This window comes from Nocardia sp. NPDC006044 (assembly GCF_042871115.1).
In the GTDB taxonomy this organism is placed as follows: domain Bacteria; phylum Actinomycetota; class Actinomycetes; order Mycobacteriales; family Mycobacteriaceae; genus Nocardia.
On the sequence record NZ_JBIAID010000001.1, the window covers coordinates 2,818,205 to 2,832,349 of the forward strand.

Here is a 14,145-nt window from a genome sequence, read left to right on the forward strand (position 1 = left end):
GACCGGGAGTCGTCTGCGCGTTGGCTGCGGCGACTGGTCCGGTACGGCCGCTACTGCCGAGGTCATGCGGTGCTCGCCATCGGCGCCGCCATCGGAGGGCTGACCGTATCCGCCGTAATCCCCATGGTGGAGCGGTCTTTCATGGATGAAGTCGTGATCGGCGGACATTCTCCAGTGCTCTTGGCCACAGCGCTGATCGGCGGCACGATCGTCGCGTTCGGCTGCACGGCGCTGCGCCAGTGGGCCACCGCCAAGGCGGCGCTGGCAATTCAATTCCACCTGCGAATGGAGCTGTTCGCCGCACTTCCGCGGATCGGCGGGCGGTGGAAATCCGGCGATGTACTCACCCGGGCGAGCTCGGATTTCAATGCGATCAACAGCATGATCATGCTGGTTCCGCTGGTGGTGGGTAATGCGTTCTACCTGCTGGTCGCCGGCGCATTCATGGTAATGATGTCGTGGCAGCTGAGTCTGCTCATGGCCGTCGTCGTGCCGCTGTGGACATTGCGCGTGCACCGCAGTCGCCGGCAATTGGATGCCGCCACCAAGAACGTCCAGCAGACCACGTCCGGCCTTGTGCACATCGCCGATCAAACTATCGACCGCATCCTGCTGGTCAAGGTGTTCGGCCGCGAGCGGCGTGAAATCGCAGGTTTCACTACAGCGGCCGAGGATGCGTTGCGCGCTCAATCGGATCTCATTCGCCTGCAGGCACGGCTGACACCGGCCCTGGACCTGCTGACCGGCGTTGCGCGCGTCGGTGTCATCGCCGTGGGCGGACTGTTCGCCCTTCGCGGCCAGCTGACGATCGGTACCTATCTGGCTTTCTGCACCTACCTCGAGCAGACCTCCGCGCCTGTGCGCGTCTTCACCACCCTGCTCAGCACCGGACGCCGGACGCGGACCAGCACTATCCGGGTCTTCGAATTGCTGGACGCTCCCGCCGAGGTGGACGAGAGATCGGACGCCCGGCTTCCGCCCGAAGGCGCCGCCGCAGTGGAGTTCCGAGCTGTCTGTAGCGGTGAGACGCTGCGCGATTTCACGCTCGGACTGCAGGCGGGCGAGATGGTGGTCGTGGTCGGTGCCCGTCCCGAACTCGCGGCCGAATTGCACACCCTTCTCTCCCGCTACCGCGAATGCGACGGCGGTGCGCTCCGGATCGGCGACTGCGATATTCGTGACCTGGCCCTCGACCCACTGCGCGGCGCGATCGGCCTCGTCGACACGGACCCGGTGCTCTTCAGCGGCAGCGTGCGAGAAAACATCCGGCTGGGCCGGGCGGCGGTAACCGAGGACGAGCTGCACCGGGCGGTGTCCGCGGCCGGTGTCCTGAGCGTGATCCAGGACCTGCCCGCCGGCCTGGAGAGCGAAGTAGGCGAAAATGGCCGACTTCTTTCCGGTGGTCAACGGCAGCGCGTCGCGCTCGCCCGTGCGCTGGTCGCCGCGCCGCCCGTGCTGATCCTGGACGATCCGGTCTCGGCCGTGGATCCCATTCACGAGAAGTGGATTCTTTCCCGGTTGCGCGAGGAAGTACGTTGCAGCACAACCATATTGGTCACAAACAGGCGTACGGCAGTACTGACTGCCGACCGTATTGCGGTAGTCGCGGAAGGGCGAGTGGTGGATGCCGGCACGCACGACGAACTGACCGCCAGATGTGCGGCATACCGCCAGCTCGTGCAGGACTCCGCCGCAGTGGAACCGGTGGGGGACCGGGTCCCGTACCCGATCCAGCTATCCGGACGGCATGCGTCGGGCGAGCGCTCGGATCAAGCCGAGAGCGGACCGGGACCGGAAGACGGCCTGATCCGGCGCCTACGAGGTCCGCTGCTGATCGGGCTTCTCTTGATCGCCCTCTGCACAGGTCTGGATCTGTTGCTGCCGCTGGTGGTAGGCCGCAGCATCGATGCGGGTATCCGGGCGGATTCGTGCACGGCGATAATCCTCGCCGCGGTTGCCGGCCTCGCCATTGTGGTGGTCCGCTGGGCCGCCTCCGTACTGCAGATCCGCAGCACTCGGAGTACCGGCGCACGTGCTTCGAAAGAATTGCGAATCCGGACCTTCACCCGGCTGCAACGACTCGGTCTCGACTATTTCGATCGCGAATCGAACGGTAGCATCCTGACACTGCTCACGGCAGACGTGGACGCGGTAGTCGGCTTTCTGCAAACCGGTCTGGCCATCGCCGTCGTGCAGGCGGTGTCCCTCGTCAGCGTGGCCACCGTACTTCTCCTGCTGGATAGCCAGTTGTTCGCCCTGACACTCGTCTTTCTTCCGGTCTTCGCCGGAGCGACGTTGGTCTTTCGCCGGGTTTCCGATAACGCCTACGAAGCCACACGCGCTCGTCTCGGCATCATCAACGCCGAACTTCGGGAATCCCTGGCCGGGGTGCGTGTCCTGCAGTCGTGTGGCGGATGGTCCGCCGCACGGGCCCGCTACCGCGAACTCTGCATCGACTACAGAACAGCACAGCAACGGGCTCAGAATTGCGCTGCGGCCTATTTTCCGATGGTCGTACTCTGCAAAAACGGCACCGCGACCACAGTCATGATAGCCGGGGCGGTGGCCGTGCACTCCGGACGGATTTCCGTCGGCGAGCTGGCGGCGTTCCTCTTGTATATTTATCTGCTCTTCTCCCCGTTGCTGCAACTATCCCAGACGTATGACAGTTATCGACAGGCGGCTATCGGGGCACGCAGACTGCGGCAGCTGGATAAAATACCTGTCTTGCCCGCGGACGCACCCGACTCGATTCCTACTCCACCGCTCCGCGGCGAGATAAATTTGGACAAGGTGAGTTTCCGATATCCCGGGACGGACCGTGATGCACTGACCGAGATCTCTCTGCGAATTCCCGCAGGCAGATCGATTGCGCTCGTCGGTATGAGCGGTGCGGGAAAATCGACGCTCGCCAAGCTGATCGCCCGGCTGCACGACCCGACCGACGGCGTCATCCAGATCGACGGCCAGGACATCAAGCAGTTCACCGTCTCCACCTACCGGCAACGCGTCGGCTTGCTCCCGCAAGAACCCCGGCTGACATCCGGCACGGTCAAGGACGCTATCCGTTACGGAGCCCCGCTCGCGCAGGACGATCAGGTGGAGCTCGCCGCGCGCACGGTCGGCGCCGACGCTTCGATCAATCGGCTACCCGAGGGGTACGACCATCCGGTGGACGGCGTCCAGAGCGCGCTGACCGCCGCCGATCGACGCCTCATCGCACTCGCTCGTGCGGAATTGGCCGACCCGGACGTCCTTCTGCTCGACGAGCCCGCCGACGCTGTGCCGAGCCAGGGCAGAACGGCTCGGCGGAGGCGTACCACCGTGCTCATCGTGCACGAACTGGCCGCAGCGGCCAGGGCCGATCAGATCGTGGTACTTCATCAGGGCCGTCTGGCGGAATCCGGCAGGCATGTCGAATTACTCGCACGCAACGGCCACTACGCCGAACTATGGAGGAGCTACACCTCCTGATCGACTGTCACCGGCGCCGACCCGGCACAGGCCGTCAACCTTGGCGGCCAATCGCTCTGTCCATCAAACTGGCTGGCGCAGTTGCGGTTTGCGCAGTCCGTCGATTTGACCACAAATCAACTGATTCGGGTGATCCGCAGCACCGGGATCCGCCGCCGGGTTTTGGCCTCGAACTCGGCGAAACCCGGTTGGACGGTTACAGCCTTCGCGAACAGCCGGGTGCGTTCCTCGCCCTCGGTGGGCGTCGCTTTGGCCCGGTACCTTTCGGTGCCGACCTCGACGACGAGTTCCGGGTTGGCGACGAGGTTGTGATACCAGGCCGGATTCCGGTCGGAACCGGCGGCGGAGGCGATGACGAAAATGTCGTCGCCGTCGGTGAAGTACACGACGGGGCTGATACGCGGCAGGCCGGTTCGGGCGCCGACCGTGGTGAGCAATGCCAGATCGAGCGTGGCGAATCGGCCGCCGACCCGGCCGCTGTTGGCCCGGAACTCGGCGATGATTTCAGGGTTGTACTCGAACATTACGTTCCGATCGTTGATTCGGATGCTGATGCGGGACAACGCGGATCGCTGACCCGGGTTCACCACGTCACGGGTAGTTCGTGGACCCCGTAGACGACCATGTCGTGCTTGAACTCGACCTCGTCCAGCGCGACCGCGAGCCGCAGCGTCGGGATCCGCCGGTAAAGCGTGCGGTAGACCACCTGCAGTTCGAGGCGCGCGAGCGCATGGCCGAGGCAATGGTGGATGCCGTAGCCGAACGCCAGGTGGTGGCGTGCCTCGCGGGTGACGTCGAGCCGGTCGGGTTCGGGGAACTGCGCCGGATCGCGGTTGGCCACACTGTCCGCGGTGATCAGCCCGTCGCCCTTGCGGATCCGCTGCCCGCCGACCTCCAGATCCTCCAGTGCCACGCGCCGCCGCCCGCTGTGCGAGATGGTGAGGTAGCGCAGCAGCTCCTCGACCGCGTTCGCCACCAGCGCGTCGTCACCGTCGCGGACGGCGGCGAGCTGATCCGGATGCTCCAGCAGCGCGGCGGTGCCCAGAGCGATCATGTTGGTCGTCGTCTCGTGCCCGGCCACCAGCAGCAGCAGGCCCATGGACGCCGCCTGCGCGTCCGTCACCGCGCCGGTGGCGACCTGTTCTGTCGCGAGCCGGCTCAGCACGTCGTCGCCCGGGTCGGCGAGCTTGTCCCGCACCAGCCCGCCGAGGTAGTCGAGCAGTGTTTCGACCGCGGCGCGTGCTTCGGCCGGAGGCGTATGGCTCGCGGTCAGAACCGTGCTCATCCGTTGGAAGAAGGCCCGGTCGGCGTACGGCACGCCGAGCAGTTCACAGATCACCAGCGAGGGCACCGGAAGGGCGAACGCCTCCACCAGGTCGGCCGGTTTCGGCCCCGCGAGCAGATCGTCGATCAGGTCGTCGACGATCCGCTGGATCCGCGGCCGCAACTGTTCGATCTTCCGCACGGTGAAGTCCGCGGTGAGCAGCCCGCGCTGCGCGGCATGTTCCGGGTTGTCCATGGTGATGAACAATTTCGCCCGGTCGGGATGGGCCTTGATCCCCGCCGACTGCGCCGGGTACCCGTCCCGGGCCGAATCGGCGCTGACGCGCGGATCGGCCAGCAGCGCGCGGATATCCGCGTATCGGGTGAACAGCCACGGCTCGCCGTCATCCCAGATCCGCACCTTGGACACCGGCTCCTCGCGCTGCCTGCGGCCGAGCTCGGGTGGCGGGTCGAACGGGCAGCGCCCGCGCGCCATCGGATACTGGCGTGCTCCGGACCGAACCTCCGGCATCGCAGTCCTCCTACAGAAATTCACCGAACGATTGTTGTGACACTTATTGAACGAATGCGCGATTCTCGATGCCTGCATCGCCGTGCTCGGCATTCCCATGACCTGCACGACGTACATTTATTCGGCGTATCGGGCGCTTTCAAGGTGGATGTCGTATGTAGCCTTCACCACGGTCTGAACTCCGGTGAGGAATCGCAGGGCTCGGTCGATCTGGTCGAGGTCGGCGTCGAGCTGGCGCAATGCCGCCGGCAGGGTGTCTGTGGCGTCGACAAGGGTGTCGATATTGTGGTTCGCGATCTCGATCGCGCGGGCCGTCGCGTCTTCGCGGGTGAGTCCTGTCGATCGTTCCAGGACGGCTACCGCATTCTCCGTGTCGCCGCAGCGGAGTTCCTTGTCGTAGGAGAAGACGTCGTTGATCATGATGATGATGTCCAATGCGGCCCGGCGCAGGCGAAGCATCGCCGGGCTGGTGTGCACAACCGGCGACAGTTCGCAGTCGTCGGTCAGTTCGATGAAATCCAGCAGCGGGTCGGACACTATATCGAGTCGTCGATGGGCGAGATAGTCCTCGATGCTGGTTGATCCGCCCTTCGCGCGGGCGGCGGCGTGATGGGCGAAACCGGTAAGGCCCGCGGCGAAGTGTTCGCTGAATCGATGGAACCAGATCGCCGACGCGCTGCCGCGGAACCGGCGCATCATGTCGGCGAGCGCCCGAGCCAACGGCACCTCGGAGTTTTCTTGGAAATCCGCTGGCGCGCAGATGATTTCGATCATGCCCTCGACCGAGGCGGCCACCGCCCCGGGCAATTCGCCGAGACGGCCGTTGAATTCGTCGTCGTAGAGAAAGCCCCAGCAATTCCAGTCGGTGACCAGGGCCAGCTCGTCGACACCGGCGTGCGGATAGAGACGGCCGATAATGAGCGGAAGGTCCGCACCGATGTCCGCGGTCGCCGCAGGGGCGATCCCCATGGTGTCGATCCAGTCCCGATGCGGCTTGCGGACCAGCTCTGTTCGCGGGTTACGGGCGCTGGGGAAGGGGATGCGCAAACCGTCGACTGCTTGTCCTGCGTCCACCGACATTGTGGTTCTCCAATCTATTCGGGGGCTACCGGGATCAGCGCGCCGTAACACGGAGGCGAAGATGGCGGGGGGTCAAGGTCGCTTTGACCGCAGGCTTCAGAGATTGATTCGGAAGCGGCGTGAGGCGCCACTGGCCGACGATGGCGATCAATGCCATCGTGGCTTGGGTGATGGCGACGCGGTCGCCGATACACTTACGGGCTCCGGCACTGAACGGAATGAAAGCCGTTCGATCGGGCTTGGTGTTTCGCCAGCGCTGCGGGTCGAAACGATCGGGGTGGTCGTACAAATCCGGTCTACGGTGAATGATGTAGGGACTGTAGGCAAGCGTTGTCCCGGCCGGCAGCCGGAAGCCGCCCAGCGAAGTGTCCTTCGTGGCTGTGCGGGTGAGCAGCCAGGCCGGCGGATAAAGCCGGAGCGTCTCGTTGATGACATGACTTGCCATTTCCATATCGGGCAGACGCTCGAAAGTCATCGGTTCACCGGCCAGGACGTCGTGGATTTCCTGATGAAGCCGGTCCTGAATTTCAGGGTGCCGGGCAAGCAGGTGCAGAGCCCAGGCCACTGTGCTCGCGGTCGTCTCCGTCCCGGCCCCGAAGAAGGTGGTGATCTGGTCGACCAGTTCGATATCGGTCAGCCGATCGGTGCTGTCCGAGTGTTCCGTGGAATCGACGGCCTCCTGCAGGAATGCCAGCAGGTCGCTGTGCGCGGCGTCGTCCGCACGACGTCTGCCGACGGCGTCGGCCACCGCACTCCGTAACCGTTTGTTCGCCTGGTCGAAGCGCCGGTTTCCCAGCAGGGCGAAGCGGTTGAGGAACGGAGGTGTGATCATTCGCCAGAACGCTCCCTCCACCACCGTGACCAAATCGGCGATGATCTGTTCCGACGTCTCCGGCAGGGTGTTGGCGAACATTGTCAGCACGGCCGTGCCCGCTGTCATTGCCATCAATTCTCTGTCGACGTCGACGACTTGGTCGTCGTGCCAGGAACTCGCTATTTCTTTCGCCGCGCGCTCGAACACCGCGCCGAATTCGGGGAGCCGGTCCGGATGAAACGCCGCCTGGCACAGCCGACGCTGACGTCGATGCTTGCTGTGCGGACAGGTGATCAAGCCGTCACCGATCACCTCGGCGGCTTTGTCCATGACCGGTCCGCCCTTGTCGTAGGTGCTGTCCTCCAACAGAACCTGCCGGGTGAGTAGCGGATCGCACACCATCACCATCGGAAGCGTCCCGATTCGTATCGTCGTCACATCGCCGTATGCGGGAAGTGCCGAGATGAATGCCAACGGGTCCCGCAGCAGCGCCAACGAATGCCCGACCAGCGGCAGCGCTCCTGGAACAGTCGGAATCGCCTGATTTTCCGAACCGCCGTTCGGCAGTTCGCGGTGCTGACTGAATACTGCTCGCATCGTGACTCGGACTCCTATCGAATCATCGGTTGCGGTCGATAGCCGACGAACCGAGGATTCGCAGCTCGGACGGGTTGATAAAACTGGGCAGTGCCGCCATGGCCGCGAGTCGATGCCGCTCGGCCAATTGCCGAGCCGCAGTGCTTCCGCCCGCTTGCTCGACCAACTCGGCAACACGGGCCAAGTCGGCCTCGCTCAGCACTCGGTCATCGAAATACAGACCGGCCAGCTCGGCTGCCGCGGGATGGTCCGATTCGAGCGCCGCGATAATCGGAAGAGTTTGTTTGCGCCGAGCGAGATCGTTGCCGGGTGTTTTTCCGGTAGTGGCCGCATCGCCCCAGATGCCGAGCAGGTCGTCGATGATTTGAAATGCGATGCCTGTTTCCCGGCCATAAGTTTCCAACGCCGCCACGGTGGCATCGTCGGCCCCTGCGTACAACCCGCCCAGCGCACACGCGGCCCCGAGCAACGCGCCGGTCTTGCCGGACGCCATCAGCAGGTAATCGGCGACATCGACGCCACCGCCGTGCTCGCAGGCGCAGTCGAAATGTTGACCTGCGCAAAGGTCCAGGGCCGTCGATGCCAACAGCGCAACCGCCCGGACCCCGACACGGTCCGAACTGTCGATGAGGACGCGAGTCGACAACGCATGCAACGCATCACCCAGCAGCACGGCGTCACTGACACCCCACACGCGCCACACCGTCTCCCGGCCACGACGCAGGTGGTCGCCGTCCATCACATCGTCGTGAATCAGCGTGAAATTGTGCAGCAGTTCCACCGCTGCCGCCGCCGGCGCCGCCACCGCGGGATCGGCCCCCCACGCGCGCGCCGACGCGAAAGTCACCGCGGCACGCAATCCCTTCCCGAGTGTCGAGCCGGTAGCGCGGCCCTCGACATCCCACCACCCGAAGTGATATCCGGCCATTCGTCGCAGCGGGGCCGCGAGTCCGTCTACCGCCTCGCGCAACAGCGGCTCGACCTGTTGGCGCGCGGCGTCGAGGAGCGCGCCCGCATCCAGTTCCGGTGCGTCGATCCGAGAGCGCTGCCCGCCCACTGGAAAGCGCATACGCGAGGGCACCGCCGTCATATCGATTTCCTATCGAGATTTATCGTAGGTCAAATGACTTGACTGAGGATCAAGGCAATCGTTGTTGGCACGGTGGAATTTGTCAAGATGAACGAGACCAACGCAACCGAGGCCTCGGCCGTAACGGAGAGGCTCCGGACGTGGGCGATGTCCGGAGCCTCTCGACGTGGTGTCGCCGCCACCCCGAGACCACGTCGGGCAGTAGGAGTCTCGTGTGGTGGCTGCCAAGTCGACGGGCACGATGTCGACGCGATCGTGGTAGCGGTCGATTGCTGCTCAGTGAGGTCGACCGGTGGACCGTTGCCGGGTGACTTCGGCGACGCTCGCCCAGTCGAGATCCGCGCCGATCTGCTCGACCGCGGTGGCGAACACGTCGTGCAGGACCGGTCCGGCCGGTAGCGCGGCGCCGAGGTCGTCGGCGGCGGCCAGGGCGAGGTTCAGGTCCTTCAGTCCGAGGGTGGTGGTGAATCCCGGCGGCGTGTATGTGCTTGTCGCGATAGATTTGCCGTAGCCGCTGTACACCGGGCCCGGGAAGATCGAATCGTTGATCATCTCGACGAACCGCCCCGTATCCAGCTCCGCGTGCTGCAGCAGGGTGATCGATTCGGACAGCGCCTGCAGCGCGTGCAGGATCAGGTAGTTGACCGCGATCTTCACTGTCGGCGCGGCGTCCACCGCGTCACCGAAGTCCCACACTTGCCGGCCGAGCGCGGCGAGCATCGGTGCCGTGGCGGCTCGGACGTCCGGGTCGCCCGAGATCAGCACGGCGAGTTTGCCGGCCACGACCGCTTCGGGTCGGCCGATCACCGGGGCGCTGAGGTATTTCCCGCCGGCCGCGGCGAACTCGCGGGCCGCGGCCGGGCTGATGGTCGCGTGGTTGACATGCACGAAACCCTCTGGTGCGGAGCGGATCCGGTCCGGGGTGAAGACCTGTCGCACCGCCTCTTCGTTGCTCAGCATCGAGAAGACCGTCCCGGTGGCGATGGCGTCTTCGGGGCGGTCGGCGAGGGTCGCGCCGCGCGCCAGCAGATCGTCCGCCTTGGCCGCGGTCCGGCTCCACACGGTGACGTCGTAACCGGCATCGAGCAGTCGGCCGGCGAGGGCGCCGCCCATCTTCCCGAGTCCGATGAAGCCCACCTGGCGAGTTGTCATGGTTGTTTCTCCGTTCTCCGCAAAGACTGCGGTCATGAGTTGGTGTCGAGTGCGCGCGACATCTCCGCGCCGATCGTGCGCAGCAATTCCCGGTTCGGGTGCAGCGTGGCGTCGAGGTCGCGCAGTTGCCGGTTTTCGTCCACGTCCTGCTCGGTGATGACGGCTTCGACATGCGTGCCGAGCAGTCGCATGTGCAGTCCGTGCAGAACGCCGATGAGCTGTTCGGCGCCCCGGTTGCCGCCGTGGGTGCCGTAGGTCAGCAGGCTCGCGGGCCGGTCGCGCCATTCCCAGTAGAGGTAGTCCAGCGCGTTCTTCAGCACCCCCGGATAGCCCCAGTTGTATTGCGGGAAAACGAAAAAGAAGCCGTGGTAGCTCTGCACGAGCCGGCTCCAGGCCCGGGTGTGTTCGTGCTCGTACTGTCGCAACGCGGCTTGGCGGGGTTCGTCCAGGAACGGCAGTCCGACCTCGGCGAGATCGAGCAGGTCGCAGTCGAGATCGCTGTCCTCCTGCAGGGCGTCACGGGCCCAGGCGGCTATACCGGCGCAGATACGGGTGGGGCGGGTGCTGCCGATGACGACGGCGACGCGCTTGTTTTCCGTCATGGACTGCTTCCTATTTCAGTCGTGTCGAGCCTGACTCCGGTCTTTCCCATTGTTCGTCTCACATACTGTTCGTGTCACGAACCAAAATAGTTGGTATCACGAACTGAATCAAGCTAACCTGACCTACTGTGACCATTGACGCACCCGAACCGGCGCCGGACCTGGTCGACGGGCTGATCCAGCTGTCGTTCATCCTGCAGGCGGTCCTGGGGCGCCTCGCCGGCCAGCAAGGGCTATCGGTCACCCAGTTGCGCATGCTCGCGGTGCTCGATGACCGCGAGATCGGCATGCAACAGCTGGCCGGCATCCTGGAGCTGGAGAAGTCCAGCGTCAGCGGCCTGGTCGATCGAGCCGAGCGGCGCGGCCTGGTGCAACGGATCGCCGTCCCCGGAAACCGGCGCGCCGTCCACGTCACCGTCACCGCGGCCGGCCGCGCCGTCGTGCACCTGGTACGCGACGCGGTCCGAACCGAGATCGGCGATCTGACAAGCACTTTGAGCGAGCGGCAGCAGAGCTCGTTCCGCCGTTCACTCGAAACGCTGATCCAGCATTACGTCACCCAGCACAACATCCCGGTGTGAGCGTCCGCGGCGAGCATACAAACTCGGCGGACGTTCGCCAGATCGTTGGCGGGCAAACGATCGTGCCCACTCACCGCCCTCGCAGCGGCATGGGTGCCGGCTCAGACGCGTGATCGGTGACGGACCTACCGAACCAGCGACTGAGATGCTCGTCGAGGTCCTGCTGATCGTCGCCGATCCAGGCGACGTGGCCGTCGGGGCGGAGTAAGACGGCCGAAACATCCAGTGCCGCAGCGGAATCGGCGAGGTAGTCGACCCGGTCTGTCCAACCGTGGACGCTCAGGCGCTCGGAGCGGTCCAGCAGCAGGCCGCGACCATGGTGCATCCGATCGTAGAGGCGGCCCTGGGTCAGATCGATGTCGTGCAGGCGACGTCCTAGCAGATCAGGGCCCGGACCGAAGTCGTAGCGGATGCCGACCGCGGTGATCTTCTCGATCAGGTGGCGGTTCACCTCATCGAAGTCCATCAGCTCGGTGAGCAGCCTGCGCACGGCCTGCGGGTCCGGTTCGGTGGACAGCAGTTCCATCTGGGTGCGGGTGTTGTCGAGCACATCTTCGGCGACCGGACGACGTTCGGCCTGGTAGGTGTCCAGCAATGTGTCCGGCGCCCAGCCGCGGATGTGCGCGGCCAGTTTCCAGCCGAGGTTGACTGCGTCCTGGATACCCAGGTTCAGGCCTTGTCCGCCGGTGGGCGGGTGGATGTGGGCCGCATCGCCGGCCAGCAGCACCCGCCCGATCCGGTAGTGCTCGGCCAGCCGGGTCGCATCCCCGAAGCGAGACAGCCAGCGCGGGGAGTGCACGCCGAAATCGGTTCCGGCGGTGGCGCGCAACTGCTGCCGGAAGTCCTCGAGGGTGGGCGGTTCGGTGTGATCGCTGATTCCCGCGGCAGGGACCACGACGCTGTAGACGCCCTCGCCGACCGGCCGAAGAAGGAATCGCTGATTGGTCTCGCGGGCCTCGGCCACCGTGGCGGCGATCTGCTCCTGCGGTACCCTGACTTCCATCACGCCGTGCAGCGTGTCGTTCCGCGAGGGCTCGCCGGGGAAGCCGACGCCGAGCAGTTTGCGCACCGTGCTGCGCGCGCCGTCGCATCCGACGAGATACCGCGAACGCAGCTGCTCCCCGCCGGCCAGCTCGATGGTCACGCCGTGGTCGTCCTGCTCGAAACCGGTTACCGCACAACCACGCCGGAGCTGCGCACCCGATGCGATCGCATGTTCCTCGAGCAGGCCGACGAGCACCGGCTGCGGGATGCCCAGCAGATAGGCGTGCGCGGAATCCAGGCCCGCGGGCGCGGGTTTGGCGATGGCGGCGAAGATGCCGGCGACCGGACGGCGTCGTCCGCGTTCGAGAACGCGATCCAGCAGGCCGCGCATCGCCATCACCTCCAGACTGCGCATATGCAGACTGACGATGTGCACGAACGGTGTGGGCTCGGATTCCTTCTCCAAGACCAGTACTCGCACATCGTGGAGCCGCAGTTCAGCGGCCAGCATCGCGCCGGTCGGACCGGCTCCGGCAATGATCACATCGAACATCAGGGACGCGCGATCGCCGCCGCGGCCTTGCTGCCGCAGGCCTGGGACATGGTCTACAGTGCCGTCGCGTTTCGAAACGTTGTCGTCGCGGCTTTGGGTAATGAATTGCACGAGAGTGCCTTTCGGGAGTGCTGATGAACGGCGCTCCCGGGCGAGAACCTATCGCCCGACCATGACCCACGAGGGGAGCACCCATGTCGATACTGCGTTCACGGGTACCACCTCCTCGTTCTCTGGCACGGCCTCCGGCAAGGTAGCAATGGCCGTGAAATATCGTCAACGGGTTTTCGCAGCGGCGACCCCGGCCGGGCACGGTGAGCCCGGTCAGCTCTTCTTCAGCTCCTCGGCGAGCATCACGATGATGCCGCTGGGACCACGCAGGTAGGTGAGTTTGTAGAGGTCTTCATAGGTCGCCACACCACGAAGCGGATGACAGCCATGCCTCGCGGCGATCTCGAGGGCTTTGTCGATGTCATCAACCGAGAACGCGACGCGGTGCATGCCGATCTCGTTAGGACGAGCGGGCTCCGACGCGATCGCTGCAGGCTCGATGTACTCGAACAGCTCGAGGTGACCACGACCGTCCGGCGTATGCAGCATCGCAATATTCGCGTGGTTGCCATCGAGGCCGACCGCAGTCTCGGTCCACTCACCGCTGACCGTGTCACGGGCGACGAGGGTGAGGCCGAGATCGGTGAAAAACGCGATGGCTGCTTCGAGGTCGCGAACAGTGATACCGACGTTCTCGAGTTTGATGACCATGCGTGGCATGCTACGAGCCGGGCCGAGCACCTGCACCCGAGAATCGGTGCGGGGTTCGGATCCGACCTTCGCGAACGCGCGGGGCGCACCGCGTTCGGAACCTACGCGGTTTGCCCCTGATCGTGCTTCGGGGCGGGGAGGGCGCACGCGGGTGTACCCCCGGGCAGACGATGCCGGTTATCGGCAATGAGGCGGTAGAGCGCGGCGGCGAGCCAGTTGATCGGCGGAATCAGCATGAGCGCGCCTACTGCTCGCCAAGGCCGAGAGGCACGCCGCAGGAGCAGCGCGAAGGCGCGTGCCCCGGAAGCCCGGCTCCCGGCGCCGTCGATCCACTGGACCGCTTTCTCGACCTGGTGTCGGGTCAGTCCCAGGGCGACCAGGTCGAGTCGTTGCCAGGGAGCGAAATCGATGTCCGGTCTGATGCGGTCGCGGATGAAATCGACGCTGGAGGTGCAGAACGCACAGTCGCCATCGAATATCACCAGTGGCCGCGCTGTTACCGCCGGTGTCGTGGATGCTGATCCCATCTTCGAGCTCCTCCGTTGGAACCTTCATCATCGAGCCTAGATCCCCAAGGCCTCCCGCGACCGGTCACTGAGAGTGAACTCACTCGTCACCTCTGCCGCGTCGTAATGTTCCTGCGTCGCAAAAGGTCTCGTCT

Annotated in this window: 13 protein-coding genes; 3 read left to right on the forward strand and 10 right to left on the reverse strand. The window is 65.1% G+C overall.

What is annotated here, in order from left to right:
- Window positions 1–69: 69 nt before the first annotated feature.
- The gene (locus ACFYO1_RS13075; RefSeq protein WP_387230135.1) at window positions 70–3,474 is read left to right on the forward strand and encodes an ABC transporter ATP-binding protein; all 3,405 of its coding nucleotides are present in this window, start codon (window positions 70–72) and stop codon (window positions 3,472–3,474) included.
- Window positions 3,475–3,590: 116 nt separating this feature from the next.
- Here ACFYO1_RS13075 and ACFYO1_RS13080 read toward each other — a convergent pair whose 3' ends face one another.
- The 7 genes from ACFYO1_RS13080 to ACFYO1_RS13110 form a co-directional block, all read right to left on the reverse strand.
- Window positions 3,591–3,998, reverse strand: coding sequence for a nitroreductase family deazaflavin-dependent oxidoreductase (locus ACFYO1_RS13080; protein WP_387230137.1), 408 nt, complete (start codon window positions 3,996–3,998; stop codon window positions 3,591–3,593).
- A 59-nt stretch (window positions 3,999–4,057) separates the two neighbouring features.
- The gene (locus ACFYO1_RS13085; protein WP_387230139.1) at window positions 4,058–5,269 is read right to left on the reverse strand and encodes a cytochrome P450; all 1,212 of its coding nucleotides are present in this window, start codon (window positions 5,267–5,269) and stop codon (window positions 4,058–4,060) included.
- Between the two features lie 117 nt (window positions 5,270–5,386).
- Window positions 5,387–6,349, reverse strand: coding sequence for a hypothetical protein (locus ACFYO1_RS13090; protein ID WP_387230140.1), 963 nt, complete (start codon window positions 6,347–6,349; stop codon window positions 5,387–5,389).
- Between the two features lie 34 nt (window positions 6,350–6,383).
- Window positions 6,384–7,760 (reverse strand): cytochrome P450, encoded by a 1,377-nt coding sequence (locus ACFYO1_RS13095; protein ID WP_387230143.1) that lies wholly within the window; start codon window positions 7,758–7,760, stop codon window positions 6,384–6,386.
- Window positions 7,761–7,782: 22 nt separating this feature from the next.
- Entirely contained in the window at window positions 7,783–8,850 is a 1,068-nt protein-coding gene (locus ACFYO1_RS13100) for a polyprenyl synthetase family protein (RefSeq protein WP_387230145.1), read from the reverse strand.
- Window positions 8,851–9,126: 276 nt separating this feature from the next.
- On the reverse strand, window positions 9,127–10,002 hold the full coding sequence (locus ACFYO1_RS13105; protein WP_387230147.1) for an NAD(P)-dependent oxidoreductase: 876 nt from the start codon (window positions 10,000–10,002) through the stop codon (window positions 9,127–9,129).
- A 32-nt stretch (window positions 10,003–10,034) separates the two neighbouring features.
- Window positions 10,035–10,604 carry an NADPH-dependent FMN reductase gene (locus ACFYO1_RS13110; protein WP_387230149.1) on the reverse strand — a complete coding sequence of 190 codons (570 nt, stop codon included), beginning with the start codon at window positions 10,602–10,604 and terminating at the stop codon, window positions 10,035–10,037.
- A 128-nt stretch (window positions 10,605–10,732) separates the two neighbouring features.
- On the opposite strand from ACFYO1_RS13110, the gene ACFYO1_RS13115 reads away from it, so the two are divergent.
- The gene (locus ACFYO1_RS13115) at window positions 10,733–11,185 is read left to right on the forward strand and encodes a MarR family winged helix-turn-helix transcriptional regulator (RefSeq protein ID WP_387230151.1); all 453 of its coding nucleotides are present in this window, start codon (window positions 10,733–10,735) and stop codon (window positions 11,183–11,185) included.
- 70 nt (window positions 11,186–11,255) lie between these two features.
- Here ACFYO1_RS13115 and rox read toward each other — a convergent pair whose 3' ends face one another.
- Entirely contained in the window at window positions 11,256–12,722 is a 1,467-nt protein-coding gene (gene rox, locus ACFYO1_RS13120; protein ID WP_387231862.1) for a rifampin monooxygenase, read from the reverse strand.
- Here rox and ACFYO1_RS13125 point away from each other — a divergent pair.
- Window positions 12,654–12,857, forward strand: coding sequence for a hypothetical protein (locus ACFYO1_RS13125; RefSeq protein WP_387231929.1), 204 nt, complete (start codon window positions 12,654–12,656; stop codon window positions 12,855–12,857). The genes rox and ACFYO1_RS13125 overlap by 69 nt on opposite strands.
- A gap of 189 nt (window positions 12,858–13,046) precedes the next feature.
- On the opposite strand, the gene ACFYO1_RS13130 is transcribed toward ACFYO1_RS13125, so the two are convergent.
- Together ACFYO1_RS13130 and ACFYO1_RS13135 are read right to left on the reverse strand one after the other, a co-directional pair.
- Window positions 13,047–13,484, reverse strand: a complete 438-nt coding sequence (locus tag ACFYO1_RS13130; protein ID WP_387230153.1) for a VOC family protein — start codon at window positions 13,482–13,484, stop codon at window positions 13,047–13,049.
- A 101-nt stretch (window positions 13,485–13,585) separates the two neighbouring features.
- Window positions 13,586–14,011, reverse strand: coding sequence for a thiol-disulfide oxidoreductase DCC family protein (locus ACFYO1_RS13135; RefSeq protein WP_387230155.1), 426 nt, complete (start codon window positions 14,009–14,011; stop codon window positions 13,586–13,588).
- Window positions 14,012–14,145: the final 134 nt, after the last annotated feature.